23 protein-coding genes are annotated in these 24,219 nt (G+C 61.9%); 9 read left to right on the top strand and 14 right to left on the bottom strand.

The window, feature by feature from the left end; genetic code table 11:
• Nucleotides 1-23 precede the first annotated feature (23 nt).
• Complete coding sequence (locus tag QRN33_RS14840) at nucleotides 24-920, top strand: PA4780 family RIO1-like protein kinase (protein ID WP_016771829.1); 897 nt, start codon at nucleotides 24-26, stop codon at nucleotides 918-920.
• Between the two features lie 166 nt (nucleotides 921-1,086).
• The gene (locus tag QRN33_RS14845) at nucleotides 1,087-2,295 is read left to right on the top strand and encodes an MFS transporter (protein WP_285409181.1); all 1,209 of its coding nucleotides are present in this window, start codon (nucleotides 1,087-1,089) and stop codon (nucleotides 2,293-2,295) included.
• On the opposite strand, the gene cueR is transcribed toward QRN33_RS14845, so the two are convergent.
• The 3 genes from cueR to QRN33_RS14860 all read right to left on the bottom strand — a co-directional run bounded on the left by cueR (nucleotide 2,249) and on the right by QRN33_RS14860 (nucleotide 5,610).
• Nucleotides 2,249-2,662, bottom strand: coding sequence for a Cu(I)-responsive transcriptional regulator (gene cueR, locus QRN33_RS14850; protein WP_016771827.1), 414 nt, complete (start codon nucleotides 2,660-2,662; stop codon nucleotides 2,249-2,251). The genes QRN33_RS14845 and cueR overlap by 47 nt on opposite strands.
• Nucleotides 2,659-5,052 carry a copper resistance metal-translocating P1-type ATPase CueA gene (gene cueA / locus QRN33_RS14855; protein ID WP_285409185.1) on the bottom strand — a complete coding sequence of 798 codons (2,394 nt, stop codon included), beginning with the start codon at nucleotides 5,050-5,052 and terminating at the stop codon, nucleotides 2,659-2,661. Before cueA ends, cueR begins: the two co-directional genes overlap by 4 nt.
• A gap of 174 nt (nucleotides 5,053-5,226) precedes the next feature.
• Nucleotides 5,227-5,610, bottom strand: a complete 384-nt coding sequence (locus QRN33_RS14860; protein WP_042609763.1) for a hypothetical protein — start codon at nucleotides 5,608-5,610, stop codon at nucleotides 5,227-5,229.
• Between the two features lie 148 nt (nucleotides 5,611-5,758).
• Between QRN33_RS14860 and QRN33_RS14865 the strand changes: the two genes are divergently transcribed.
• Together QRN33_RS14865 and QRN33_RS14870 are read left to right on the top strand one after the other, a co-directional pair.
• Complete coding sequence (locus QRN33_RS14865; protein ID WP_285409187.1) at nucleotides 5,759-5,956, top strand: cation transporter; 198 nt, start codon at nucleotides 5,759-5,761, stop codon at nucleotides 5,954-5,956.
• A gap of 87 nt (nucleotides 5,957-6,043) precedes the next feature.
• Nucleotides 6,044-7,246: a multidrug effflux MFS transporter gene (locus QRN33_RS14870; protein WP_065615561.1), complete on the top strand. Its 1,203-nt coding sequence runs from the start codon at nucleotides 6,044-6,046 to the stop codon at nucleotides 7,244-7,246.
• Nucleotides 7,247-7,258: 12 nt separating this feature from the next.
• Here QRN33_RS14870 and QRN33_RS14875 read toward each other — a convergent pair whose 3' ends face one another.
• The gene (locus QRN33_RS14875; RefSeq protein ID WP_285409190.1) at nucleotides 7,259-7,432 is read right to left on the bottom strand and encodes a hypothetical protein; all 174 of its coding nucleotides are present in this window, start codon (nucleotides 7,430-7,432) and stop codon (nucleotides 7,259-7,261) included.
• A gap of 152 nt (nucleotides 7,433-7,584) precedes the next feature.
• On the bottom strand, nucleotides 7,585-8,598 hold the full coding sequence (locus QRN33_RS14880; protein ID WP_227973618.1) for a zinc-binding alcohol dehydrogenase family protein: 1,014 nt from the start codon (nucleotides 8,596-8,598) through the stop codon (nucleotides 7,585-7,587).
• 137 nt (nucleotides 8,599-8,735) lie between these two features.
• Here QRN33_RS14880 and vimR point away from each other — a divergent pair, with 137 nt between their 5' ends.
• From vimR to QRN33_RS14895, 3 genes are all read left to right on the top strand, one after another.
• Nucleotides 8,736-9,665: a transcription regulator VimR gene (gene vimR / locus QRN33_RS14885; RefSeq protein ID WP_042609767.1), complete on the top strand. Its 930-nt coding sequence runs from the start codon at nucleotides 8,736-8,738 to the stop codon at nucleotides 9,663-9,665.
• Between the two features lie 316 nt (nucleotides 9,666-9,981).
• Nucleotides 9,982-10,716, top strand: coding sequence for an ArsR/SmtB family transcription factor (locus QRN33_RS14890; RefSeq protein WP_285409193.1), 735 nt, complete (start codon nucleotides 9,982-9,984; stop codon nucleotides 10,714-10,716).
• Nucleotides 10,717-10,843: 127 nt separating this feature from the next.
• The gene (locus tag QRN33_RS14895) at nucleotides 10,844-12,226 is read left to right on the top strand and encodes an MFS transporter (RefSeq protein WP_064362919.1); all 1,383 of its coding nucleotides are present in this window, start codon (nucleotides 10,844-10,846) and stop codon (nucleotides 12,224-12,226) included.
• Nucleotides 12,227-12,345: 119 nt separating this feature from the next.
• Here QRN33_RS14895 and QRN33_RS14900 read toward each other — a convergent pair whose 3' ends face one another.
• The 3 genes from QRN33_RS14900 to QRN33_RS14910 form a co-directional block, all read right to left on the bottom strand.
• On the bottom strand, nucleotides 12,346-13,299 hold the full coding sequence (locus QRN33_RS14900; protein WP_065615564.1) for an adenosine deaminase: 954 nt from the start codon (nucleotides 13,297-13,299) through the stop codon (nucleotides 12,346-12,348).
• A gap of 80 nt (nucleotides 13,300-13,379) precedes the next feature.
• Nucleotides 13,380-14,345 carry a 2-oxoglutarate and iron-dependent oxygenase domain-containing protein gene (locus tag QRN33_RS14905; protein ID WP_285409195.1) on the bottom strand — a complete coding sequence of 322 codons (966 nt, stop codon included), beginning with the start codon at nucleotides 14,343-14,345 and terminating at the stop codon, nucleotides 13,380-13,382.
• A gap of 142 nt (nucleotides 14,346-14,487) precedes the next feature.
• The gene (locus QRN33_RS14910) at nucleotides 14,488-15,561 is read right to left on the bottom strand and encodes a BMP family ABC transporter substrate-binding protein (RefSeq protein WP_285409197.1); all 1,074 of its coding nucleotides are present in this window, start codon (nucleotides 15,559-15,561) and stop codon (nucleotides 14,488-14,490) included.
• Nucleotides 15,562-15,848: 287 nt separating this feature from the next.
• On the opposite strand from QRN33_RS14910, the gene QRN33_RS14915 reads away from it, so the two are divergent.
• Nucleotides 15,849-16,940, top strand: coding sequence for a calcium:cation antiporter (locus QRN33_RS14915; protein ID WP_042609771.1), 1,092 nt, complete (start codon nucleotides 15,849-15,851; stop codon nucleotides 16,938-16,940).
• 124 nt (nucleotides 16,941-17,064) lie between these two features.
• On the opposite strand, the gene QRN33_RS14920 is transcribed toward QRN33_RS14915, so the two are convergent.
• From QRN33_RS14920 to QRN33_RS14930, 3 genes are all read right to left on the bottom strand, one after another.
• A complete protein-coding gene (locus QRN33_RS14920; protein ID WP_016771813.1) occupies nucleotides 17,065-18,423 on the bottom strand; it encodes an 8-oxoguanine deaminase in 1,359 nt (452 codons plus the stop codon).
• Nucleotides 18,424-18,675: 252 nt separating this feature from the next.
• Nucleotides 18,676-19,362, bottom strand: coding sequence for an SDR family oxidoreductase (locus QRN33_RS14925; RefSeq protein ID WP_016771812.1), 687 nt, complete (start codon nucleotides 19,360-19,362; stop codon nucleotides 18,676-18,678).
• Nucleotides 19,363-19,381: 19 nt separating this feature from the next.
• On the bottom strand, nucleotides 19,382-19,738 hold the full coding sequence (locus tag QRN33_RS14930) for a MerR family transcriptional regulator (protein ID WP_083354145.1): 357 nt from the start codon (nucleotides 19,736-19,738) through the stop codon (nucleotides 19,382-19,384).
• Nucleotides 19,739-19,821: 83 nt separating this feature from the next.
• Here QRN33_RS14930 and QRN33_RS14935 point away from each other — a divergent pair, with 83 nt between their 5' ends.
• On the top strand, nucleotides 19,822-20,241 hold the full coding sequence (locus QRN33_RS14935; RefSeq protein WP_116659176.1) for a hypothetical protein: 420 nt from the start codon (nucleotides 19,822-19,824) through the stop codon (nucleotides 20,239-20,241).
• A gap of 91 nt (nucleotides 20,242-20,332) precedes the next feature.
• On the opposite strand, the gene QRN33_RS14940 is transcribed toward QRN33_RS14935, so the two are convergent.
• From QRN33_RS14940 to QRN33_RS14950, 3 genes are read right to left on the bottom strand one after another with little or no spacing between them, the layout of a single operon-like run.
• Nucleotides 20,333-21,259 carry an ABC transporter permease gene (locus QRN33_RS14940; RefSeq protein ID WP_285409202.1) on the bottom strand — a complete coding sequence of 309 codons (927 nt, stop codon included), beginning with the start codon at nucleotides 21,257-21,259 and terminating at the stop codon, nucleotides 20,333-20,335.
• Nucleotides 21,259-22,365: an ABC transporter permease gene (locus tag QRN33_RS14945; RefSeq protein ID WP_285409204.1), complete on the bottom strand. Its 1,107-nt coding sequence runs from the start codon at nucleotides 22,363-22,365 to the stop codon at nucleotides 21,259-21,261. Before QRN33_RS14945 ends, QRN33_RS14940 begins: the two co-directional genes overlap by 1 nt.
• Before the next feature lie 13 nt (nucleotides 22,366-22,378).
• Nucleotides 22,379-23,926: an ABC transporter ATP-binding protein gene (locus tag QRN33_RS14950; RefSeq protein WP_285409206.1), complete on the bottom strand. Its 1,548-nt coding sequence runs from the start codon at nucleotides 23,924-23,926 to the stop codon at nucleotides 22,379-22,381.
• Nucleotides 23,927-24,219 lie beyond the last annotated feature (293 nt).

Here is a 24,219-nt window from a genome sequence, read left to right on the forward strand (position 1 = left end):
TAAAGGACCCACAATAAAAGCTGATGAAGACTCCAAAACGCATTGAACCCCTGATCGAGGACGGTCTGGTCGACGAAGTGCTGCGCCCACTGATGAGTGGCAAAGAGGCAGCTGTTTATGTAGTGCGCTGCGGCAATCAGTTGCGTTGCGCCAAGGTCTACAAGGAGGCGAATAAACGCAGTTTCCGCCAGGCGGCCGAGTATCAGGAAGGCCGCAAGGTACGCAACAGTCGCCAGGCGCGGGCCATGGCGAAGGGGTCCAAGTTCGGTCGCAAAGAGACCGAAGACGCCTGGCAGAACGCCGAAGTGGCGGCGCTGTTCCGTCTGGCCGGTGCGGGTGTGCGGGTGCCGAAGCCCTATGACTTCCTCGACGGCGTGCTGTTGATGGAGTTGGTGGCGGATGAATTCGGCGATGCTGCGCCGCGGCTGAACGACGTGGTGCTGGAGCCGGATCAGGCGCGCGAGTATCACGCCTTCCTGATTTCGCAGATCGTGCTGATGTTGTGTACCGGTCTGGTGCACGGTGACCTCTCCGAGTTCAACGTGCTGCTGACCCCGACCGGTCCGGTCATTATTGACCTGCCTCAGGCAGTCGACGCTGCGGGCAACAACCATGCTTTCAGCATGCTTGAGCGCGACGTTGGCAACATGGCTTCGTACTTCGGCCGTTTCGCGCCGGAGTTGAAGAAGACCAAGTACGCCAAGGAAATGTGGGCGTTGTACGAAGCCGGCACCTTGCACCCGAACAGTGTGCTGACCGGCGAGTTCGACGATCCGGAAGACCTGGCGGATGTCGGCGGGGTGCTGCGAGAGATCGAAGCGGCGCGCCTCGACGAGGAACGCAAGCAGGCCATTCGCGCGGCAGACGACGCACCGAAAGGCAAACCTGAAGAACCGCCTCCACCGCCGTGGATGCAGTGATCGCTTGACGAGAAACCCGGCTTCGGCCGGGTTTTTTGTGCCCGCGCACTTTCCGCAAACGCGAGCGTGCCCTTGTAGGAGCTGCCGAAGGCTGCGATCTTTTGCCTTTGCTTCAAGGACAAGATCAAAAGATCGCAGCCTTCGGCAGCTCCTACAAGGACCGTATGTGAGTACCCCGCGCAACACCCACCTGATCGTCAGCGCCCGGCTGATCTCCGATTTCGGCGCCTTCCTCAACATGGTCGCGCTGGCCACTTACGTTTATCTGCTGAGCAACAGCGCCATGAGTGTCGGCATCTTCCTCGCCAGCCGCGTCGGTGGCGGGATTTTTGCCAGTCTGCTTGGCACACGCTTCTACCGGCGCTGGCAGGGTCGCGCGCCGCTGATTGCTTTCGATCTGTTGCGCGCTGCACTGCTGGGGCTGCTGTTGGTCACACCGGCGAATCAGCAGGCATGGCTGTTGCCAGTCATCGCCTTCGGCCTTGGCCTGGGCAATTCAATGTTCGCCATCGGCCTCAACAGCCAGTTGCCGCGCTTGATCGACCCGGCGCACCTGCTCAAGGCCAACGCCTGGATCACCTCGGCGTCCTCAGCAGCCATGGTCGGCGGCAGTCTGGTGTCGGGGTTGCTGGTGGCCGCTTTCGGTTTTGAAACGGTCTTCGCCCTCAATGCGCTGACCTATGTGCTCGCGGCGCTGCTGATCGTGCCACTGCATTTCGAGAAGGCAGATATCAGCGAACAGCCGGAACACGGCGAATGGTTTGCGCTTCGGCAGGGCTTGCGCTCGGCGCCGGTGGTCGCGGCGATGCTCGCGGTGACCATGGCCGACACCTTGGGCAGTGCTGCGCATAACGTTGGCTTCCCGATCATTGCGAAACTGCTCACCCCGGACGCGGCCAGCACGACGTTGGGCCTGGCGCTTGCGGTATGGGCCAGCGGCAAACTGCTCGGCGCGCGCATCGCCAGTCGTCTGAAGGGCTCGGAGAATCGCCATCTCGAACGCAGGTTTTTCTGCGGCGTGGCGCTGATGTCCTGCGGCTTCATTCTGATGTTCCAGCAACACAGTCTCTTGGGACTGCTGCTGTTCGCCTTGCCGGCGGGACTGGGCGATGGCGTTTCCGAAGTGAGCCTGCTGTCACGGCTGCAACGGGAACCTGCGGCTTTGCGCCTGCCGATTTTCAGTGTGCTGACCTTGCTGCAGATGACCGGTTTCGGCATCGGCATGCTGGTTGCCGCGCCGTTCTATGCGTGGTGGACGCCAGGGGCCGTGGTCATGCTGTTCCACGGCATTCCCCTCGGCACCCTGTGCGTGGTGACGCTGTTGCGGATCAGGCGCGAGCGGGTTGCGCGCAGCAGCCCGACGCCAGTTCCTTGAGGATCGGGCAATCCGGGCGGTGATCACCGCTGCAGTGCTCGACCAGATCCTGCAGGGTGTCGCGCAACTCGCCGAGCTCGCGGATCTTCTGGTTCAACTCGTCGATGTGCTGACGCGCCAGTGCCTTCACATCGGCGCTCGCGCGCTGGCGATCCTGCCAGAGGGTCAGCAGCTTGCCGACCTCCTCCAGGGAAAAGCCCAGATCCCGCGAGCGCTTGATAAACGCCAGCGTGTGCAGGTCATCGCTGCCGTATACGCGGTAACCGCTGTCGGTGCGATTGGCCGCCTTGAGCAGGCCGATCGACTCGTAATAGCGAATCATTTTTGCACTCAGGCCACTCTGCCGGGCCGCTTGGCCGATGTTCATCGGTGTTCCTCCAGGTCCTTGGGTTTCCAGGTTTTCAACAGTAGCGCATTGCTCACCACACTGACGCTGGACAGCGCCATCGCTGCACCCGCCAGCACCGGATTGAGGAAGCCGAACACCGCCAGCGGAATGCCGATCAGGTTGTAGACAAAGGCCCAGAACAGGTTCTGACGAATCTTCGCGTAGGTCTTGCGGCTGATCTCCAGTGCCGCGGGCACCAGTCGCGGGTCGCCGCGCATCAGGGTGATGCCGGCCGCATGCATGGCGACGTCGGTGCCGCCGCCCATGGCGATGCCGATGTCTGCGGCGGCGAGCGCCGGGGCGTCGTTGATGCCGTCGCCGACCATGGCGACCACACCGGTTTTCTTCAGCTCGGCGACGGTCGCGGCCTTGTCCGCCGGCAGCACTTCGGCGTGAACATTGCGGATGCCCAGCGCTTCGGCCACCACGCGCGCGCTGCCACGGTTGTCGCCGGTCAGCAGATGGCTGTGGATATCTCTGGCGGCGAGTTGTTGCACCGCTTGCAGGGAGCCGGGTTTCAGCGTGTCACCGAAGGCGAACAGACCGAGGACACGTGTTTCAGGACTTTGCTCGATCAACCACGACAATGTGCGGCCTTCACTTTCCCAAGCCTCGGCGGATGCGCTCAATTCACCGGCATTCAAAGCGCTTTCATCGAGCATCCGCCGATTACCCAGCGCCAAGCGCCGGCCATCCAGCGTGCCGGCAATGCCGCGTCCGGTCAGCGACTGGCTGTCGCTGACATCGGGCACGTTCAAGCCGCGTTCGGCGGCGGCATCCAGCACCGCTTTGGCCAAGGGGTGCTCGCTGCCGCGCTGCAACGCGCCGGCCAGTCTCAGCAGGTTGTTTTCGTCTCCATCGATCGCATTGAAGTGGGCGATCTGCGGTGTCCCCGAGGTCAGCGTGCCGGTCTTGTCGAACACCACAGTGCTGACTTCATGGGCGCGCTCCAGCGCTTCGGCGTCCTTGATCAGAATGCCGTGGCGCGCGGCGACGCCGGTGCCGGCCATGATCGCCGTCGGGGTGGCAAGGCCGAGGGCGCACGGGCAGGCGATCACCAGCACGGCGACGGCATTGATCAATGCGGTTTCCAGCGGGGCGCCATACAGCCACCAGCCGATCACCGTGGCCAGGGCGATCAGCAACACGGTCGGCACGAAAATCCGGCTGACCTTGTCCACCAGTTTCTGGATCGGCGCTTTCGCCGCTTGTGCGTCTTCGACCAGACGAATGATCCGCGCCAGCACGGTTTCCGCACCGAGCGCCTGGGTGCGCACCAGCAAACGACCCTCGCCATTGATCGCGCCGCCGGTGACCTTGTCGCCCGGCTGTTTCGGCACCGGCAGGCTTTCGCCGCTGATCAGCGCTTCGTCGGCGTGGCTCTGGCCGTCGACGACTTCGCCATCCACCGGGAAGCGTTCGCCGGGTTTGACCAGCACCAGATCGTCGAGGCGCAGGGCGCTGATGGCAACGTCCTGCTCACGGCCATCGACCACTTGAATCGCCCGCTCCGGCCGCAGTGCTTCAAGAGCGCGAATGGCGCTGGCGGTCTGGCGTTTGGCGCGGCTCTCGAGGTATTTGCCGAGCAGCACCAGGGCGATGACCACGGCCGAGGCTTCGAAGTACAGATGCGGCATGCGTCCGGCGGCCGTCGCCCATTCATACACGCTCAGCCCATAACCGGCGCTGGTACCGAGGGCGACGAGCAGATCCATATTGCCGGCACCGGCGCGCACGGCTTTCCACGCCGCGACATAAAAGCGTGCGCCGAAGACGAATTGCACGGGTGTGGCGAGGGCGAATTGCGCCCAGGCCGGAAGCATCCAGTGAATGCCGAACGGCTGCAGCAACATCGGCAACACCAGCGGCAGCGCGAGGGCGATCGCACAGATCAGTGCCCAGCGCTCGCGGTGCAGGCGTTTTTGCTGGTCGTCGGATCGCGGCCCTTCGGCTCGCCAGACGCTGGCCGAATAACCGGCCCTGCTCACCGCATCGAGCAGGGGCTGCGCATCGACCTGACCGAGCAGTTCGATATGCGCACGTTCGTTGGCCAGATTGACGCTGACACTGTTCACGCCGGGGACTTTGCTCAGGGCTCGCTCGACGCGACCGACGCAGGACGCGCAGGTCATGCCGACGATGCTTAGCTCAAGGGTTTGCCGGGGCACGCTGTAACCGGCGCGCTCCACGGCTTGCATCAGCGCCGGCAGGCTGTCGCCGGGCGCCTGCACTCGAGCCTGCTCGGTGGCGAGGTTGACGCTGACGGCGCTGGCGCCGCTGACTTTGCGCAGAGCCCGCTCGACACGCCCGGCGCAACTGGCGCAGGTCATGCCGGCAATCGGCAGATCGAAAGTGATGGATTCGGACATCGGTCGCGCTCCCTGTAGTGGATGCCTACAGGATCAACCTTGCCATGCGGGCAAGGTCAAGCACCATTCTTGAGGGAGCGCGCCTGCTCGCGAATGCGGTGCATCATTCAGCAATCATGTTGACTGACCCGGCGCTTTCGCGAGCAGGCGCGCTCCCACAGGTCGGGTATTGGCTCAGTAACCCAGGCCCGCCGGCTTCAGGTACACGCCTTCAGCATTCATCGCCAGGCGGAACTTCAGCACATCCCCGGCATGCAGCACGACCTCCTGCGAACCCGGCGCCAGCATGCCGGGATTGCAACCCGGTGCCTGCCCCGGTAGCAGCTTCAAGCGCAGCGAAACCTTGCCCGGCGGCAGGTTGAACGAAGTGCTCTGCTCCTGAAACAGTCGCGCCGAGAGCTGGTCCTGGATGTACACGCCGATCTCGCACGAGGTCGCGACTTCGAGGCGCTCGCGGGAAATGATCAGTACCGCGTAATCCTCGCCGGCGGCTTGCACCTGCGGGACGGCGGTGAAAAGGCTGAGCAAGCCAAACAGGCTCAAAGATGACCAGCGCATGGCTGAATCTCCTGAATTTCAGTCATTGATGCACGCAGCTTGGCCGAGCGCGGCGCCGATTGCCAGCCCGGCAGTTTTCCGCAGAACTTGACCTTGCCATCGTGGCAAGCTTGAAACTGCCGGCAACCTCACTCAAAGGAGTCTTCCCATGCAAGTGTTCAACGTTCAAGGCATGTCCTGCGGTCATTGCGTCAAAGCTATCACCCAAGCGGTGCAGGCCATGGATCCGGCGGCCAGCGTGCGGGTCGACTTGGCAGCCAAAGAAGTCGGCGTCGAAAGCGCGCTGAATACCGATCAGGTCATCGAAGCGATTCGCGAAGAAGGTTATGAGGTGAAGCTCGTCTGAAATTGATCGTTAGCGAGCTATCGGAATGTTCAAGGCGTCCGGGCACGGCTAGACTGTCGGGCTGCGACTTGCCCACCTGGATGCCTGATGAATTTCCGTACCATTTTGATACTCGGCGCCTTGAGCGCCTTCGGTCCTTTGGCGATCGACTTCTATTTACCCGCGTTTCCGGCGATGGCCCTGGCGTTCGGCACCGATGAGCAGCATGTTCAGCTGACGCTGGCGGCGTACTTCCTCGGCCTGTCACTCGGCCAACTGGCGTACGGGCCGATTTCCGATCGTTTCGGCCGGCGGCTTCCACTGCTCAGCGGCGTCGCCCTGTTCACCCTGGCGTCATTGGCCTGCGCCTACGCGCCGAGTCTGGAATGGCTGATCGGCGCGCGTTTCGTCCAGGCATTGGGCGGTTGCGCAGGCATGGTGATTTCCCGTGCGGTGGTTGCCGACAAGTGCGACGCAGTGGGCTCGGCGAAGGTCTTTTCCCAACTGATGCTGGTGATGGGCCTGGCGCCGATTCTGGCGCCGATGCTTGGCGGTCTGCTGGTCAACACCACGGGTTGGCAGTCGATCTTTCTGGTGCTCACCGGGTTCAGTGCGGCGGCGGGCCTGGCGGTGGCGTTGGGGCTGCCGGAAAGCATGCCGGCCCACGTGCCGCGCCAGCCGCTGTCCGGCGCATTGCGCCAGTACGCGCGACTGGTCAAGGATTCGGTCTACCTCGGCCATGCCCTGACCGGTGGCATCGCCATCGCCGGGATGTTCGCCTACATCGCCGGCTCACCATTTGTGTTCATCAAGCTCTACGGCGTACCGGCCGAGCATTTCGGCTGGCTGTTCGGCACCAACGCGGCAGGCTTCATTCTGGTGGCGCAGGTCAATGCGCGGCTGCTGGCCAAACGTGGCCCGGCGTTTTTGCTGGTGCGCGCCGTGTGGGTGTACTTCCTCGCCGGACTGACCTTGCTGGCGGTCAGCGCAATGCGTCCTGATGCCCTGTGGCCGCTGCTGATTCCGCTGTTCATCTGCATCGCCAGCCTCGGTTGCATCATTCCCAACGCTTCGGCCTGCGCGATGAACGGTCAGGGCGCCCGTGCCGGCAGCGCTTCGGCGATGCTCGGTTGCCTGCAATTCAGCATCGCCGCCGGGGCAGCTGCATTGGTGGGTGTGTTGCACGATGGCAGCGCCGTGCCGATGGCCATGGTCATCAGCCTGTGTGGTTTGCTGGTGGTGAGCGTCGCGCTGCTCACCCGGCGTCTGCAGAATGCCCGGGCGCTGGCGCAAGCCCAAGCCCAAGCCTAGAGGCTTGAAAACTCAGCCAGCGGCACGCTGCTGGCTGGGTTCGGGGATCCGGTGGGGCGCGCAGAGCCGCGCTTCGAGGGTGCGCGTGAAGGCCAAAGCTTCGGCTTCACTGCGAAAGGTCACGACATGCTGGTCCAGACGTACCTGCCACTGACACTTCGCCACTTCTTTTATCAGGATCTTCATTGCTGACCTCCCTTGCGTAAAAGATGTATCGCAGAGGCTTCGATTGTAGACCCCTATATCCGCGCAATTGTGACAAGGGTCAGGCAACTGACTGACGGCAAAAAGCCCCGCAACCGCTCTGGGATCACGAGCGACTGCGGGGCTTTTATTGTTTAGAAACCTTCTAAAACAATTTTCCCCTTGGCCTTGCCGCTTTCCAGCAGCTCATGGGCGCGCCGCAGGTTGGCCGCGTTGATCACGCCGAAGTGCTCGCCCAGGGTGGTTTTCAAAGTCCCGGCGTCAATCAGCTCGGCGACGCGGTTGAGCAGCTTGTGCTGTTCGATCATGTCTGGCGTTTCGAACAGCGAACGGGTGTACATGAACTCCCAGTGCAGCGACAGGCTCTTGCGCTTGAGGAGGCTGATGTCGAGCGACTTCGGATCGTCGATCAGCGCCAGTTTGCCTTGCGGCGCGAGGGCTTCGACCAGTTGCGCGAGATGCTGATCGGTCTGGGTCAGGCTGGCGACATGGGTCACGCTGTCGATGCCGGCGCGTTTCAACTCTTCGCTCAGGGGCTGGCTGTGATCGATGACCAGATCGGCACCGAGTTCACTGACCCACTCACGGGTTTGTGGGCGGGAAGCGGTGCCGATGACTTTCAGGCCGGTCAACTGCCTGGCCAGTTGAGTAAGGATCGAGCCGACGCCCCCCGCCGCACCGACGATCAGCAGGCTCTGGCCTTGATCGGTGTTGCCTTCGCTGATCTGCAGGCGCTCGAAGAGCAATTCCCAAGCAGTGATCGCGGTCAGCGGCAGCGCGGCGGCTTCGGCAAAACCGAGGGACTTTGGCATATGGCCGACGATGCGCTCATCGACCACGTGCAGTTCGCTGTTGCCACCGGCCCGGGCAATCGAACCTGCGTAGAACACCTTGTCACCGGCCTTGAACAGGGTGACGTCGCTGCCGACCGCCTTGACCACACCGGCAACGTCCCAGCCCAGCACTTTCGCCGCGCCGTTTTCCGGCGCCGCGTTCTGCCGCACTTTGGTGTCGACCGGGTTGACCGAGATGGCTTTGACCTCCACCAACAGGTCGCGCGGGCCGGCGACCGGCTCTGGCAGTTCAATGTCCTGCAGAGACTTGGTGTCGCTGATCGGCAGGGACGCGTAATAGGCGATGGCTTTCATGGATGGCTCCGTACAGGTGATAGAAGAAGAAAATCGGGATGAATTCGATGGAGGCCATCATTGGCTATTTCTCTGCGCGATAAAAGCGGCTAAAAGAGCAGGCTCTTTCAATATTTTTTTGATAATCGAGGCTGTGCATGCTGCGTTTTGATGACTTGCAGTTGTTTGTCCGCGCGGCGGATCTGGGCAGCCTGTCGGCGGCGGCGCGGGGGATGGACATGTCGGCGGCGGTGGCCAGTGCGGCGTTGAAGCGCATCGAGCAGCAACTGGGCGCACGCCTGCTGGCGCGTTCGACCCGCAGCCTGCGTCTGACCGCCGAAGGTGAAGGCTTCCTCGAATACGCCCGCGCCGCCCTGAGCAATCTCGACGAAGGCCGCCGCCTGCTGGCCAGCGGGCAGGATCAGGTCAGCGGGATCCTGCAGCTTTCGGCGCCCTCGGACTTCGGTCGCAATCTGCTGCTGCCGTGGCTCGACGCGTTCCAGCGGGAACACCCGAAACTGACGGTGCGCCTGCTGCTGGGTGACCGCATCGCCGATCTGTTCCGGCAACCGGTGGACATCGCCTTGCGCTATGGCGAGCCGGAAGATTCCAGCCTGATTGCCTTGCCCATCGCGCCACACAATCGCCGGGTGTTGTGCGCATCGCCCGATTATGTGGCCCGACACGGCGAGCCGCGCCAGCTCGAGCAACTGGCCCAGCACAACTGCCTGTTGTACATGCTCGGCAGCCGCGTTCACGACCACTGGAGTTTTCACGATGGCAGGCGCGACGTCAGCCTGACCGTCAGCGGCGATCGCTTCAGCGATGATGCCGACGTGGTGCGGTTATGGGCGCTGGCCGGTGCCGGGGTTGCCTATAAATCCTGGCTCGACGTGGGTACCGATGTGCTCGCCGGGCGCCTCAAGGTCCTGATGCCGGAACTGCTGTGTGAGCGCGCACCGCTGAATCTGTTGTGCGCCCATCGCGCACAATTGAGTAAGCCGGTGAACCTGCTGAGGGAGATGCTCGCCAGTCGATGCGCCGAATTGAGTAGTCAATTTCCCGCTTTCCACAAAGTTGATCATTAGTCGCAGGCAAATAGAGAAATTTCTGTCAGGAACAATCGCCACCTGCGCAGGCCCGGGCGCAGGACGTCTGGCGTAACCCGCTTATACTAGCGCCCGCCTCATGCCTGCACTGACACCCGGCGCGCAGACCCCGTAACGCGTTGCCGGCTTTTGGTGACGGTTGCAACTTCTGCTGCCAGGTTGTGTGCCGGAGCAGCTGGTGTCGGTGGCATCCCTTGCCCCGATCCAGGGCGATTTTCGCGTGTTGGCCGATCATCCGTTAGCGGCCAAGATGTCTCCGAGCGGTAGACGATACGATTCAACAGGGAGTGAACATATGGAACATGCACCGTGCATCAGCCAGATCGCGACATTGCTGGCCGACCCCAAGCGCAGCGCGATGATGTGGGCGTTGATGGATGGCTCGGCGCGGCAAGCCGAAGAGCTGGCGCTGCTGGCCGGGCTCTCGCCGTCGTCGGCCAGTGCGCATCTGGGGCGACTGTCCGCAGGTGGTCTGTTGAACGTCGAAATGCGTGGGCGCAAACGCTTCTTTCGCCTGGCGGCTCCGGAAGTCGGGGCGGCGATCGAGGCATTGGCCAGCGCAACCATTGCCAGCGCGCCACGGCAAATCCCCGCTGCGCTGAAACGCACCTCGACCATGGTCAGGCCGCAGGCGGCGCCGTCTTCGCTGTTGCGCGCGCGGTTCTGCGACGATCATCTGGGCGGCACCCTGGCAGCCGACCTGTATCAGCGCCTGCTCGATGCCGGCTGGATCGAACAGCTTGAGCAGCGGGTGGTAGTGACGCACAAGGGCTCGACCCGACTGGCCCAGCGCGGCGTGTTCATTCAGGCCCTGGCGCACCGCAACGTGCAGGTGGCCTGTGCCTGCCCGGACTGGAGCGAGCGCCGTCCGCACATGGGTGGCTCACTCGGCGCGGCGCTGTTGCAGTTGTTCATGCAGTCTGGCTGGCTGACCTTGCCCAACGACTCCCGCGCCTTGCAGTTGACCGCCACCGGCCAGCGCGAAATCCATCGCTTTGCCAAGGAAACCGAGCTGGAAGGAGCGTTCTAGAGCATTGCCCTGCAATGAGCTGAAGCGCAACGTCGTCTACGGCTGTGAACAGGTCGTATCCAGTACGGCCTCCGAATGACCATCACGCACACTCGATCCGGGGATTTTCCGGATGGGGGAGCGCAACATGAATACACAACGCTTTAGCGCGGCTGAGCGCCTGGAACGGCTGCCGGTCAGTGGTTATCACCGCGTCATTTTCATCATCATCGCCTTGGCATTTTTCTTCGATTCCATGGATCTGGCGATGATGACCTTCCTGCTCGGCTCGATCAAAGCCGAGTTCGGCCTGAGCAGTGCACAGGCGGGGCTGCTGGCCAGTTCGAGCTTTTTCGGCATGGTGCTGGGGGCGTCGTTGTCGGGGATGCTCGCCGACCGCTTCGGACGCAAACCGGTGTTTCAGTGGAGCATCGTGCTGTGGGGCGTGGCCAGTTACCTGTGTTCAACAGCGCAGACGGTGGAGACGCTGACGCTGTTCCGCATCCTGCTGGGAATCGGCATGGGCATGGAGTTTCCCATCGCGCAATCGATGCTGTCTGAGCTGATTCCGGCGCAGCGGCGCGGGCGCTACATCGCCCTGATGGACGGCTTCTGGCCGCTGGGGTTTGTCGCGGCTGGCGTGCTCTCGTACTTCCTGCTGCCGCTGATTGGCTGGCGCGATATCTTTCTGGTGCTGGCAGTGCCGGCGGTGTTCGTTCTGGCGATCCGCTTTTTCATTCCCGAGTCACCGCGCTGGCTGGAACAGGCCGGCCGCGACGCCGACGCGGACAAGGTGCTGGACGGCATCGAAGCGCGTGTGCGTGCTTCCATGGGCGGTGCAGCGTTGCCGGAACCGGTTCGTCTGCCGCGCACGGTGACGCCACCGGGCAATTTCTTCTCGGCACTCAAGCAGATCTGGTCGCCGCAATATCGCCAGCGCACGACGATGATCTGGAGCCTGTGGTTCTTTGCATTGCTGGGTTTCTACGGGCTGACTTCATGGCTCAGCGCATTGTTGCAGCAGTCGGGTTTCGCCGTGACGCAGTCGGTCTACTACACGGTGCTGATCTCGCTGGGCGGGATTCCCGGGTTCCTCATGGCGGCGTGGCTGGTTGAGCGTTGGGGGCGCAAACCGGTGTGCATCGTCACCTTGCTTGGCGGCGGGGTGATGGCGTTTCTGTATGGGCAGAGCGCGGTGTTCGGCGGCAACGTGGCGTTGCTGATCGGCACCGGGCTGTTGATGCAGTTCTTTCTGTTCGGCATGTGGGCGGTGCTCTATACCTACACGCCGGAGCTGTACCCGACGTCGGCACGGGCAACCGGCTCGGGATTCGCCTCGGCGATCGGCCGCGTCGGTTCGTTGCTCGGGCCACTGGTGACCGGACTGGTATTCCCGATTACCGGGCAGGGCGGAGTGTTCGCGCTGGGCGCGGCGTGCTTTGCGATAGCGGCGGGGGTGGTGTGGCTGTTCGGGATGGAGACGCGGGGCAAGACCCTTGAGGAGCTGACCGAAGCAGAAATTACTGGCTGAACACAGTCAAATTGTAGGAGTGAGCCTGCTCGCGATAGCGGAGTGTCAGATATGGATTTTCCAACTGACACTCCGCTATCGCGAGCAGGCTCACTCCTACATTGGTTTTGCGGTGTTGCTTATGGTTTTACCAACCGCGCATCCAGGCTGTTCTGCGCCAGGCGCCTGGCCTGATCCTGGGTCATGCCCAGATGTTCGTGCAACGCGTGGAAATTCTCGGTCACGTACCCGCCGAAATACGCCGGGTCGTCGGAGTTCACCGTGACCTTCACGCCGCGCTCGAGCATGTCGAGGATGTTGTGCTGCGACATGTGATCGAATACGCAGAGCTTGGTGTTCGACAGCGGGCACACCGTCAGCGGGATCTGCTCGTCAATGATCCGCTGCATCAGACGCTCATCTTCGATGGCGCGTACGCCATGGTCGATGCGCTGGATTTTCAGCAGATCGATGGCTTCCCAGATGTACTCCGGCGGGCCTTCTTCGCCGGCGTGGGCAACGGTGAGGAAGCCTTCGTCGCGGGCGCGATCAAAGACGCGCTTGAATTTGCTCGGCGGGTGGCCCATCTCTGAACTGTCGAGACCGACTGCGACAAACGCATCACGGAACGGCAGCGCCTGATCGAGGGTTTTCTGTGCTTCGTCTTCGCTGAGATGGCGCAGGAAGCTGAGGATCAGACCGCTGCTGATGCCCAGTTGCGTCTCGCCATCCTTGAGGGCAGCGGCGATGCCATTGAGCACCACCTCAAACGGGATACCCCGATCGGTGTGGGTCTGCGGATCGAAGAACGGTTCGGTATGAATCACGTTCTGCGCCTTGCAGCGCAGCAGGTAGGCCCAGGTCAGGTCGTAGAAATCCTGCGAGGTGCGCAGCACATCGGCGCCCTGGTAATACAGGTCGAGAAATTCCTGCAGATTGTTGAAGGCGTACGCCTTGCGCAGGGTTTCCACGTCGCTCCACGGCAGGGCGATCTTGTTGCGCTCGGCCAGGGCGAACAGCAATTCAGGCTCCAGCGAACCTTCCAGATGCAGGTGCAGTTCGGCTTTGGGCAGGGCGTTGAGCCAGTCGTACATAGTCTTTTCTCATCAGGTGCAATGCCGGCATTCTACAGAGGCTGGCCGCAACAATTGGCAAAACCTGACCAGGTGATCGATCAGACAGCCTCTTGCTCGCGGCGATAGGCGTAGGTATCGGCGAAGCGCGATAGCAGGAATTCAGCACAGGTGGTCGTCGGATATTTCGCCGGATGCTGCGCGTCCTGACAACCGGGCAGGCATTCGATGCGCGTGTCCGGGTGCGGTTCGGCGAAGAACGGCATCGAATAGCGATCCACGCCCAGCGGGCTGATCACCCGGTGCGGGGTCGAGCGATAACGGTCGTTGCTCCAGCGCGCCATCATGTCGCCGAGGTTGACCACGAACGTGCCGTCAATCGGTGGCGCGTCGATCCATTTACCGTTGACGTTCTTCACCTGCAAGCCACCGGCGCTGTCCTGGTAGAGCAAAGTGATGCAGCCGTAATCGGTGTGGGCGCCGGCACCTTGCTGCTCGGCGGAACTGGCGGTGTGGCGCGGCGGGTAATGGATCATGCGCAACACGCTGACCGGCTCGACGAAGCGCGTGTCGAAGAAATCGCGCTCGATGCCCAGCGCAATGGTCATCGCCCGCAACAGGGTTTGCGCCAGCGCCTGCATGTCGAGGTAATGCTGCTCCATCAGCGATTCCCAGCCGGGTTGCGTCGGATGGCGATTGGGGCCGCGCAAGGGTTTTTCCGCGAGCACCTCGGGATGCTCGGCCGGCAGGTGCAGGCCCATGTCGAAGGTTTCTTTGAGATCGCTGGGTTTGTCCGGGTCCAGTTGCTCGGTGGCAATCGCACCGTACCCGCGATGGTGGCGGGTCTGGGTGATATCGATCTGGAGTTTTTCCGCGGCGGGCAGGGCGAAGAAACGCTGGGCGTGATCGAGCAGGGCGTCGATGCGCCGTGGGGAAACCGGATGGCCCTTGATATAGAAAAAGCCCCACTCGCGACAGGCGTGGTCGATCTGCTCGGCCACGGCGGGCCAAGCGTTTTCGTCGGTGCTGTAGAGCGGGCTGATGTCGATGATGGGGAGCTGATCCATACACAATCCTTGAGGACACAGAAGATCAAATGTAGGAGTGAGCCTGCTCGCGATAGCGGTGTACCAGGCAACACATTTGCTGAATGAAACACCGCTATCGCGAGCAGGCTCACTCCTACAGGGGATGGTGGTGGGGCTGGGACTACTTCGGCATTTCGGCCTTCATGCCTTCAACGTAGTAATTCATCGACGCCAGTTCCGCGTTGGTGGCACTCACGCCTGCGGGGATTTTTTCGGCGCCGGCCTGATCCTTGATCGGCCCGGTAAACGGCTGCAATGCGCCGCTCTTGATGTCGGCAATCAACTGCTCGGCCTCGGCTTTTACCGGCGCCGGCACCAGGTCGCTGATCGGCAGTTCCACCGTGCCTTCCTTCAACCCGCCCCAGTAATCCTGGGATTTCCAGGTGTGATCGATCACCCCTTGCGTTGCCTGAATGTAGTGCGGCGCCCAGTCGTTGACGATTGAGGTCAGCACTGCTTTCGGTCCGAAGTGGGCCATGTCCGAGGCGTAACCCACGGCATACACGCCGCGTCGCTCGGCAGCCTGGATCGGCGCCGGGCTGTCGGTGTGCTGGAACACCACGTCGACGCCCTGGTCGATCAGCGCGTTGGCGGCATCGGCTTCCTTGCCCGGATCGAACCACGAGTTGACCCAGACCACTTTGATTTCGGTGCCAGGGTTGTACTTGTTCAACGCCAGCTGAATGGCGTTGATGTCGCGGATCACTTCCGGAATCGGGAACGAGGCGACGTAGCCGATCTTCCTGGTCTTGGTCATCTTCGCCGCGAGGAATCCGCTGACGTAACGGCCCTCGTAAGTGCGCGCGAGATAGGTGCCGAGATTCTTGTCCTGCTTGTAGCCGGTGGCGTGTTCGAACGTCACCTTGGGAAATTGCTTGGCGACTTTCACCGTCGGGTTCATGTAGCCAAATGACGTGGTGAAGATCAGATCGTATTTGTCCTTGGCCATGTTGCGGATCACCCGCTCGGCGTCGGCGCCTTCGGCGACGTTTTCCACGTAGTTGGTGGTGATCTGCGTGCCGAATTTCTCCGCCAGCGCCTTGCGCCCCTGTTCGTGCTGATACGTCCAGCCGTGGTCACCGATCGGGCCGATGTAGACGAAACCGACCTTCAGCGGATCGGCAGCGCTGGCGCTCAGGCTGATTCCCAGACCGATGGCGGCGTACAGCAGTTTGTGCAGCAGACGTATTGGCATGAACCCGAACCCCGTTTTGTTGTGTGTGTTCGGGGTCAATGCAAATTGCTGACCAACAGGACAACAAACTTTCGAGAACCGCGTGATGGCTATCGCGAGCAGGCTCACTCCTACAGGGGAATGCATTTCAACTGTAGGAGTGAGCCTGCTCGCGATAGGGCCCTCAAGGCCAATAAAGGTGCACCTGACGAAGCACCGCCATGGGTTGGTGCGCGAAGATGTAACGAAACGTTAGCGCCGCCTGGCAGTCAGTAGCTTCATCAGCTCTTTTCGGCAAAAGGCCCGTCATGCTCTCGATCCTCAAACAAGAAAGCTTCCTGCTGCTGGCAGTCCTTGCCGCCTGCGTCGCTTATCCACTGGAACACTGGCTGCTGCACAGCGGCCAGATCGTCGCGCTGGTCGGCGGTCTGCTGCTGATCGCCTTCATCGTCGCCGCTTCGATGCGCGTCGCTCATCACGCCGAACTGCTCGCGGAAAAGGTTGGCGATCCCTACGGCACGATGATCCTCACGCTCTCGGCGGTGCTGGTCGAAGTGGTGATCCTGGCGATCATGATGAGCAACGAAGCCTCGGCGACCCTGGTGCGCGACACGATTTATTCGGCGGTGATGCTCGACATCAACGGCATCCTCGGCCTTGCCGCATTGATGGGCGGGATCAAACACGGCGAGCAGTCCTACAACGACGATTCGGCGCGCAGTTACAGTGTGATGATCCTCACTGCGATGGGCGTGTCGATGGTGGTGCCGGAGTTCATTCCCCAGGCCAACTGGAAGATTTATTCGGCGTTCACCATCGGCGCGATGGTGGTGCTCTATGCGTTGTTCCTGCGCATGCAGGTCGGCCCGCACAGTTACTTTTTCAGCTACAGCTACCCGGACAAACGCCGCCGCAAGGAGCCGGTCGAGCAGGAGCCGAAACCGGTCAGCCTGGCGTTGTCGATCGGCATTCTGGTGTCGGGAGTGGTGATCATCGGCGCGCTGGCCGAGGTCATGTCGAAGACGCTTGATCTGGGTCTGGAAGGCACGGGCGCGCCGCCGGTGATCACGGCGATTCTGGTGGCGGCGATTTCGGCAGCGCCGGAGATTCTGACCGCATTGCGTGCCGCACTGGCGAACCGTATGCAGTCGGTGGTCAACATCGCGATGGGTGCGTCACTGTCGACAGTAATCCTCACCGTGCCGGTCATGGAAGCAATGGCGCTGTACACCGGCCAGCCATTTCAAATGGCGATGACCCCGGTGCAGACAGTGATGATCTTCATTACCCTGATCGTCAGCGCGATCAACCTCAATGACGGCGAGACCAATGCCATCGAGGGCATGACGCACTTTGTGCTGTTTGCGACCTTTATCATGCTGTCGCTACTAGGCCTTTAGGGCTGGCAGATACCCACGTGGGAGCGAGCCTGCTCGCGAAAGCGGTGTGTCATCCAACAAACATGTTGTCTGACACTCCCTCTTCGCGAGCAGGCTCGCTCCCACAGTTTTGAACGACGGTGAGTCAGGTCCCGGCGATCAACTGGCGAGCCGCCTGACTGTGATCGGCAATCAGACCTTTCAGGTCCAGCCCTTCAACCTGGCCATCGACCACACGCCACTTGCCCCCGATCATCACTCGATCGGCCCGATCGGCACCGCACAGCAGCAACGCTGAAATCGGATCATGGCTACCGGAGAAGCGCAGTTCATCGAGCTTGAACAACGCCAGATCCGCCTGTTTGCCCACGGCGATTTCGCCGATGTCGCTACGGCCGAGCAGGCTCGCCGAACCTTTGGTCGCCCAGCCCAGCACGCGCTCCGGGGTGATTTTTTCGGCGCCGTAACGCAGGCGCTGGATGTACAGAGCCTGACGCGCTTCGAGGATCATGTTCGAAGCATCGTTGGACGCTGAACCGTCCACACCGAGACCGAACAGCGCGCCGGCGTCGGTCAGCTCGATGCTCGGGCAGATGCCGGAAGCCAGGCGCATGTTCGAGCTTGGGCAATGGCAGATACCGGTGCCGGCCTGGCCGAGGCGGGCGATTTCGTCGGGGTTGAAATGGATGCCGTGGGCCAGCCAGGTACGCGGGCCGAGCCAGCCGACGCTGTCCAGATAATCGACGGTGCGCAGGCCGAAGCGCTGCAGGCAGAAGTCTTCTTCATCGAGGGTTTCTGCCAGGTGGGTGTGCAGACGCACGTCGAGCTTGTTCGCCAGATCAGCGCTGGCCGACATGATTTCCGGGGTCACCGAAAATGGCGAACACGGCGCCAGGGCGATCTGGATCTGCGCGCCGTCGCCACGCTCGTGGTACTCGTGAATCAGCCGCTGACTGTCGTCGAGAATCACCTGACCTTCCTGCACCGTTTGTTGCGGAGGCAGGCCGCCGTCCTTCTCGCCGAGGCTCATCGAACCGCGCGTGAGCATGGCGCGCATGCCCAGTTCGCGCACCGTTTCGACCTGCACGTCGATGGCGTTTTCCAGACCGTCCGGGAACAGATAGTGATGGTCGGCAGCAGTGGTGCAGCCTGAGAGCAGCAATTCGGCCAGCGCCACTTTGGTTGCGAGGGCGAGTTTTTCCGGCGTCAGACGCGCCCATACCGGGTACAGGGTTTTCAGCCACGGAAACAACGGCTGATTGACCACCGGCGCCCAGGCGCGGGTCAGGGTTTGATAGAAATGATGGTGAGTGTTGATCAGGCCCGGCAGGATCACATGCTCGCGGGCATCGAACACTTCATTGCACGGCGCCGACGGCTGCTGACCGGCAGCGAGCACTTCGACGATGACACCATCTTGCACGACAAGACCGCCACGGGCGTCGAGTTCGTTGGAGGTGAAAATGGCGAGGGGATTTTTTAACCAGGTACGGGTCGCAGGCATTGTGGCCGGCTCCTCTGAAAGTTGGGTTCAGGGTTGCCAGCTCAGTGTTGCCCTGTCTGCTGATCCAGGGTCGCCGCGAAGGACGAGGCGCGCAGTTTCAAACAAATCGCCGCATCGGGCAAGCCCAACCCGACCGGACACCACGGTCCCGTGTAGGAGCTGCCGAAGGCTGCGATCTTTTGATCTTGATCTTGATCTTGAAAATCAAAAGATCGCAGCCTTCGGCAGCTCCTACACAGGAGATTTGTAGACTTACCAGGGAATGGTTTCACCCTTGTAATTGACGAAGTGATGCCCGCCCTTGCCGGTAAACGCATTGACCTGATCGATCAGCCCGCGTGTGCTGGTCTCGACATCGAGATCGGCGCCTTCGCCGCCCATGTCGGTCTTCACCCAGCCCGGGTGCAGCGACAGCACGGTGAGTTTCTGCTCGCCCAGTTGCGTGACGAAACTGTTGGTCATCGAATTGAGAGCTGCCTTGCTCGCCTTGTACAGCGCAAGTTCCGGCGCGTCGGGCATGGTCACGCTGCCGAGCACCGAACTCATGAACGCCAGCACGCCGCTGCCGTCGCGGATCTGCCCGACGAAGCGCTGAGCCAGATTGATCGGCGCCACTGCGTTGGTGAAAAACAGCTGGCCGACCTCGGCCAGGGTCGCGCCGCCCGGGGTCTGCACGTCCGGGCCTTTGACCCCGGCGTTGACGAACAACAGATCGAATGTTTCGCCCTTGAGTTTCTGGCTCAAGGCGATCACCGCTTGCTGATCGTCCATGTCGAGCTTCTCGATGCGCACATCACCCAGCGCTTGCAGCGCCTCGGCCTTCTGCGGATTGCGCACGGTGGCGGTCACTTGCCAGCCGTCGCCCAGCAACGTCTTCACCAGCCCGAGGCCCAAGCCCCGAGAGGCGCCGATGATCAGTGCGTTTTTTGCCTGAGACATGATGGGGTTTCCTTGAAAGTCAGCGTTCAGGATTCAATGGACACGCCTGACCGAGCCGGAGTTTCAGCTCCTGGCGCAGGGTGTCGAGTTCGCTCATGCGGGTTTCAATCAATTGCAGTTTGTCGCGCAGCAATTGCGCCACGGCATTTCCCGGGTCGGGGGCATGCCAGAGGGCGGCGACACTGTTGCCGATCTCGCCCAAGCTAAAGCCAAGGCGTTGCGCGGTTTTGATATAGAGCACCAGTTGCAGCATCTCCGGCGGATAGTCGCGATAGCCGTTGGCGCTGCGTTGTGCCGCGATCAGCCCGCGCTGCTCGTAGAAGCGCAAGGTGTCACGACTGACGGCGCTGGCCCGGGCTAATTCACCGATGCGCATGCTGGATCTCAAAGGAGGTATTGACCTTGGAGCATACCCCAGGCTTTACCGTGCGTGCTCCCCGAATTTTTGGAGCTGGAACGATGTGGACGGCAACGCAATATCGCAACGTGGTGCGCGGCAGCGCCTGGTATGACCTGATCGTCACGGCAGCGTTTGTCACGCCGTGGAGTTTTGCGCTTGTGCATCAGTTGCTGACGGCACTGAACTGGCCGGGAGAACTACCGGCGTTTCAACCGCTGCATATGTTGATGGCGAATCTGTTGGGCTCGGTGGTGTGCGTTTGGGCGGTGCTGCGGATTCGTGATCCGCAGGCGCTGTATGGACGTTATGACGCGGTGGCGCGGTTTCTGTTTGCGGCGTGGCAGGGGTATGCCCTGTTGCATGGGGCCAGTTCGATTCTTGTGGTTTTTCTTGTCTTTGAACTGGCGTGGGGTGTGGTTCAGGCACTCCCCATATGTGGCGAGGGAGCCTGCTCCCGCTCGGCTGCGCAGCAGTCGTAAAGCCTGAGTGCGAGATCGTCCAGGCTCACTGTTGATGGCCGCTTCGCGCCCCAGCGGGAGCAAGCACCCTCGCCACAGTTCCTGTGTATGCCTAATGCCCCGCCTGCCAAGGCTGCCCCAACGAAACCGGCGCATACAACCGCGTCCGCACGGCATCGCGGGACAACAACACCAGCACCACAATCGTCGCCACATACGGCAGCATCGCCAGCAGGCTCGACGGAATCGCCAGCCCCAACCCCTGTGCCACCAGGTGCAGGATGCTGGCGAGGCCGAACAGATACGCCCCGAGCAACAAACGCCAGACCCGCCAACTGGCAAATACCACGAGCGCCAGGGCGATCCAGCCGCGTCCGGCGGTCATGTTTTCTGCCCACATCGGTGTGTAGGCCAGCGACAGATACGCCCCGGCCAGCCCGGCCATGGCTCCGCCAAACAACACCGCCAACGTGCGCACGGTCAGCACCGGCAAGCCCATCGCACTCGCTGCATCGGGGTTTTCACCGACCGCTTGAATGATCAGCCCGACACGACTTCTGATGATCACCCACGCCACCAGCGCAAACAGCGCGAACGACAGATACACCAGCAAGTCCTGAGCAAACAGCATCCGCCCGATCAGCGGAATCTCACTCAGATACGGAATCGCCAAAGGCTCGAAACCCGCCAGCGGTTTACCGACCCAGGCCGCGCCGACGAAGGTCGAAAGTCCGACACCGAAAATCGTCAACGCCAACCCGGTCGCCACCTGATTGGCGTTGAACACCAGCGCGACCAGAGCAAACAGTGACGACAACAACATCCCGGCCAACATCGCCAACAGCACGCCGAGCCACAGGTTGCCGCTGTTCAGCGCGACGATGAATCCGATCACCGCGCCAAACAGCATCATGCCTTCCTGACCCAGATTGAGGACGCCGCTCTTCTCGCAGATCAATTCACCCAATGCCACCAGCAGCAGCGGCGTGCCGCAGCGGACCATGGCGTAGAAAATATTGCTCAACAGATCGATGTCCATCACAGCGCTCCGGCGGTTACGGCAGGGGTCGAGGCGCGCCGGGTCCAGCGCAGTTTCAGGCGTGGCCGATAGAGAATCAGCACGTCACAGGCGAGCAGGAAAAACAGCATCATGCCCTGGAACAACTGGGTGATTGCCTGCGGCAGATTGAGCGACATCTGCGCACTCTCGCCGCCGATGTACAGCAGTGCCATCAGCAGGCTCGAGCACAGAATGCCGAGCGGATTGAGGCGCCCGAGAAACGCCACGGTGATCGCCGCGTAGCCATAACCCGGCGACACCTGCGGCACCAGTTGGCCGATCGGCCCGGTCACTTCGCAGACACCCGCAAGCCCGGCCAGACCACCGCTGATCAACAACGCCAGCCAGATCAGACGCTTCTCGCGAAAGCCGACGAAGCCTGCCGCACGCTTGTCCAGACCCAGCACTTTGATCTGGAAACCGATAAAGCTTTTCTGCAGCAACACCCACACCGCGACCAGCGCGAGCAGGGCGAAATACACCCCGGCATGAACCCGCCCGTCCTCCAGCAGCAGCGGCAAACGACTGGCATCGCCGAACATCGCCGACTCGGGGAAATTGAAGCCCGCCGGATCCTTCAAAGGCCCGTGCACGCAGAACAGCAGCAGGTTCAATGCGATGTAGTTGAGCATGATGCTGGTGAGGATTTCGTTGGCGTTGAAGCGTGTGCGCAGCCACGCGGTAAGCCCGGCCCATGCGGCACCGGCAAAGGTGCCGGTCAGCAGAATCAGCACCAGCGCCCAACGACTTTGCACATCGATAATGTTCACCGCCACAGCACTGCCGGCCAGCGCGCCGAGGAGCAACTGGCCTTCGGCGCCGATGTTCCAGATCCGTGCCTGATAGGCCACGGCCAGTCCCAGTGCGCAGAGCAGAATCGGCAGCGCCTTGACCAGTAATTCGGACACACCATACAGATCGCTGAGCGGTGCAATCAGCAGCGTGTGCAAGGTTTGCAATGGATCGTGGCCCAGCGCGATGAACAACAGCGAGCCGCAGCCGAGAGTCAGCACCGCCGCCAATAACGGCGAGCACCACAGCATCAGGCGCGATTGCTGACCACGGGGTTCGAGAGAAAGCAGCATGGTTGAAACTCCGTTAAACCGAGGCGGCGCAGGGTGAGTGATCGAACTGGCCAGCCATCCACGCGCCGACATCGCTCAGTTGTGTCGCGCAGGTGTCTTGCAGCGCCGACAGACGCCCGCTGCACAGCGCGCCGAGGCGATCGCTGATCTGGAGCAGTTCATCGAGGTCTTCGGAAATCACCAGGATCGCCGCGCCGGCATCGCGCAGGGCGATCAAGGCGCGATGGATGGTCGCGGCGGCGCCGACGTCGACGCCCCAGGTCGGGTGCGCGGCGATCAGTAATTTCGGCTGCTGAAGGATCTCCCGACCAAGGATGAATTTCTGCAGGTTGCCGCCGGAGAGGCTGCGCGCGGCGGTTTGCGTGCCTGGAGTTTTAACGCCGAAACGCTGGATGATCTGTTGCGCGAGGGCTTCGACTTTGCCGCGTTGAATCAGCCCGTGGCTGACCAGGCCTTGCTGGAAAGCGCTGAGCAGGGCGTTATCGGCCAGACTCAACTCCGGCACCGCGCCGTGGCCGAGTCGGTCGGCGGGGACGAAGGCCAGGCCCAGTTTGCGCCGCGCATCCGGGCGCAGATCAGCGACGTTGCGCTCAGCGAAGCGAAGGGTCGCCGCTTGCGCACGAGGCAAGGGCTGTTCGCCGCTGAGCAGGGCGAGCAACTCGTCCTGCCCATTGCCAGCGACCCCGGCGATGCCGACGATTTCACCGCTGCGTACTTGCAAGTCGATGTCGTGCAGCGAGCAACCAAACGGATCCGGATTGTGCCAACTCAACCCGTCAACCTGTAGAAAAGTCGCGCCACCGCTGACCTTCGGATAGTCGCCAATCAACGCCGCCGCTTCGCCGACCATCAGTTGCGCCAATTGCTGATCCGAACATTGCGCCGGCAGGCAATGCCCGGCAACCCGACCGCCGCGCAGCACCGTGGCGTTGTGGCACAAGGCGCGCACTTCACCGAGCTTGTGGCTGATAAACAGAATGCTGCAGCCCTCGGCGGCCAGGCGACGCAGGGTGATGAACAATTCGTCAGCCTCTTGCGGCGTCAGCACCGAGGTCGGCTCATCGAGAATCAACAGGCGGATGTCCTGCATCAGGCAACGAATGATTTCTACCCGCTGCCGCTCGCCAATCGACAGGCTGTGGACAAGTCGCTCCGGTTCCAGCGCCATGCCATAACGCCGTGATACTTCGCGAATCTTCGGCTCCAGTTGCTTGGGCGTGCCCGCCGCCGCGCCCATCGCCAAGGCAATGTTCTGCGCGACGCTGAGGGTTTCGAACAGCGAGAAATGCTGGAACACCATGCCAATGCCCAACTGCCGCGCCTGCGCCGGATTGCGGATCTGCACGCGCTGCCCCTGCCAGAGCATTTCACCGCTATCGCACTGGGTGACACCGTAAATGATCTTCATCAACGTACTTTTGCCCGCGCCGTTTTCCCCGAGCAGGGCATGGATTTCACCCGGCGCGATGCTCAGGTCGATGGCATCGTTGGCCAGGCAACCGGGGTAGCGTTTGCTGATCTGGCGCAGCTGCAGGCGCGGTGGGGAAGGGGCGATGGACATGGCAGGCTCGACTGACTTGGACTTGTGCCTGTGGATAAAGCAATTTCCTGGCCATTGAGTCAGGAACGCTTTGCGCATCCGCCCGCAGGCACCGATGACAGCGCATCGGCGCTCTTTTTGACATGCTCCGAGGCACCAATTCAGCGCAAAGCCGTTGATCAGGCTCCAGTTTTGCTCGCGTCAGGTTGGTTAAAAAACGAGCAATTGTCCCTGGGCTAGGCAAATCCAGCGCCTGCGGCGGTCATGAACGGCTTATCCACAGGTTGCTCCACAGTAATTGTGCGCAAGCGTTG

The sequence above is a fragment of the Pseudomonas sp. FR229a genome, assembly GCF_030209115.1.
GTDB lineage: Bacteria > Pseudomonadota > Gammaproteobacteria > Pseudomonadales > Pseudomonadaceae > Aquipseudomonas > Aquipseudomonas moraviensis_A.

What these genes read in the sequence shown, in the direction of transcription:
- QRN33_RS14840 (WP_016771829.1), top strand. Translation starts at nt 24, where the DNA reads ATGAAGACTCCAAAACGCATTGAACCCCTGATCGAGGACGGTCTGGTC.
- cueR (WP_016771827.1), bottom strand. Translation starts at nt 2,662, where the DNA reads ATGAACATCGGCCAAGCGGCCCGGCAGAGTGGCCTGAGTGCAAAAATG.
- cueA (WP_285409185.1), bottom strand. Translation starts at nt 5,052, where the DNA reads ATGTCCGAATCCATCACTTTCGATCTGCCGATTGCCGGCATGACCTGC.
- QRN33_RS14860 (WP_042609763.1), bottom strand. Translation starts at nt 5,610, where the DNA reads ATGCGCTGGTCATCTTTGAGCCTGTTTGGCTTGCTCAGCCTTTTCACC.
- QRN33_RS14865 (WP_285409187.1), top strand. Translation starts at nt 5,759, where the DNA reads ATGCAAGTGTTCAACGTTCAAGGCATGTCCTGCGGTCATTGCGTCAAA.
- QRN33_RS14870 (WP_065615561.1), top strand. Translation starts at nt 6,044, where the DNA reads ATGAATTTCCGTACCATTTTGATACTCGGCGCCTTGAGCGCCTTCGGT.
- QRN33_RS14875 (WP_285409190.1), bottom strand. Translation starts at nt 7,432, where the DNA reads ATGAAGATCCTGATAAAAGAAGTGGCGAAGTGTCAGTGGCAGGTACGT.
- QRN33_RS14880 (WP_227973618.1), bottom strand. Translation starts at nt 8,598, where the DNA reads ATGAAAGCCATCGCCTATTACGCGTCCCTGCCGATCAGCGACACCAAG.
- vimR (WP_042609767.1), top strand. Translation starts at nt 8,736, where the DNA reads ATGCTGCGTTTTGATGACTTGCAGTTGTTTGTCCGCGCGGCGGATCTG.
- QRN33_RS14890 (WP_285409193.1), top strand. Translation starts at nt 9,982, where the DNA reads ATGGAACATGCACCGTGCATCAGCCAGATCGCGACATTGCTGGCCGAC.
- QRN33_RS14895 (WP_064362919.1), top strand. Translation starts at nt 10,844, where the DNA reads ATGAATACACAACGCTTTAGCGCGGCTGAGCGCCTGGAACGGCTGCCG.
- QRN33_RS14900 (WP_065615564.1), bottom strand. Translation starts at nt 13,299, where the DNA reads ATGTACGACTGGCTCAACGCCCTGCCCAAAGCCGAACTGCACCTGCAT.
- QRN33_RS14905 (WP_285409195.1), bottom strand. Translation starts at nt 14,345, where the DNA reads ATGGATCAGCTCCCCATCATCGACATCAGCCCGCTCTACAGCACCGAC.
- QRN33_RS14910 (WP_285409197.1), bottom strand. Translation starts at nt 15,561, where the DNA reads ATGCCAATACGTCTGCTGCACAAACTGCTGTACGCCGCCATCGGTCTG.
- QRN33_RS14915 (WP_042609771.1), top strand. Translation starts at nt 15,849, where the DNA reads ATGCTCTCGATCCTCAAACAAGAAAGCTTCCTGCTGCTGGCAGTCCTT.
- QRN33_RS14920 (WP_016771813.1), bottom strand. Translation starts at nt 18,423, where the DNA reads ATGCCTGCGACCCGTACCTGGTTAAAAAATCCCCTCGCCATTTTCACC.
- QRN33_RS14925 (WP_016771812.1), bottom strand. Translation starts at nt 19,362, where the DNA reads ATGTCTCAGGCAAAAAACGCACTGATCATCGGCGCCTCTCGGGGCTTG.
- QRN33_RS14930 (WP_083354145.1), bottom strand. Translation starts at nt 19,738, where the DNA reads ATGCGCATCGGTGAATTAGCCCGGGCCAGCGCCGTCAGTCGTGACACC.
- QRN33_RS14935 (WP_116659176.1), top strand. Translation starts at nt 19,822, where the DNA reads ATGTGGACGGCAACGCAATATCGCAACGTGGTGCGCGGCAGCGCCTGG.
- QRN33_RS14940 (WP_285409202.1), bottom strand. Translation starts at nt 21,259, where the DNA reads ATGGACATCGATCTGTTGAGCAATATTTTCTACGCCATGGTCCGCTGC.
- QRN33_RS14945 (WP_285409204.1), bottom strand. Translation starts at nt 22,365, where the DNA reads ATGCTGCTTTCTCTCGAACCCCGTGGTCAGCAATCGCGCCTGATGCTG.
- QRN33_RS14950 (WP_285409206.1), bottom strand. Translation starts at nt 23,926, where the DNA reads ATGTCCATCGCCCCTTCCCCACCGCGCCTGCAGCTGCGCCAGATCAGC.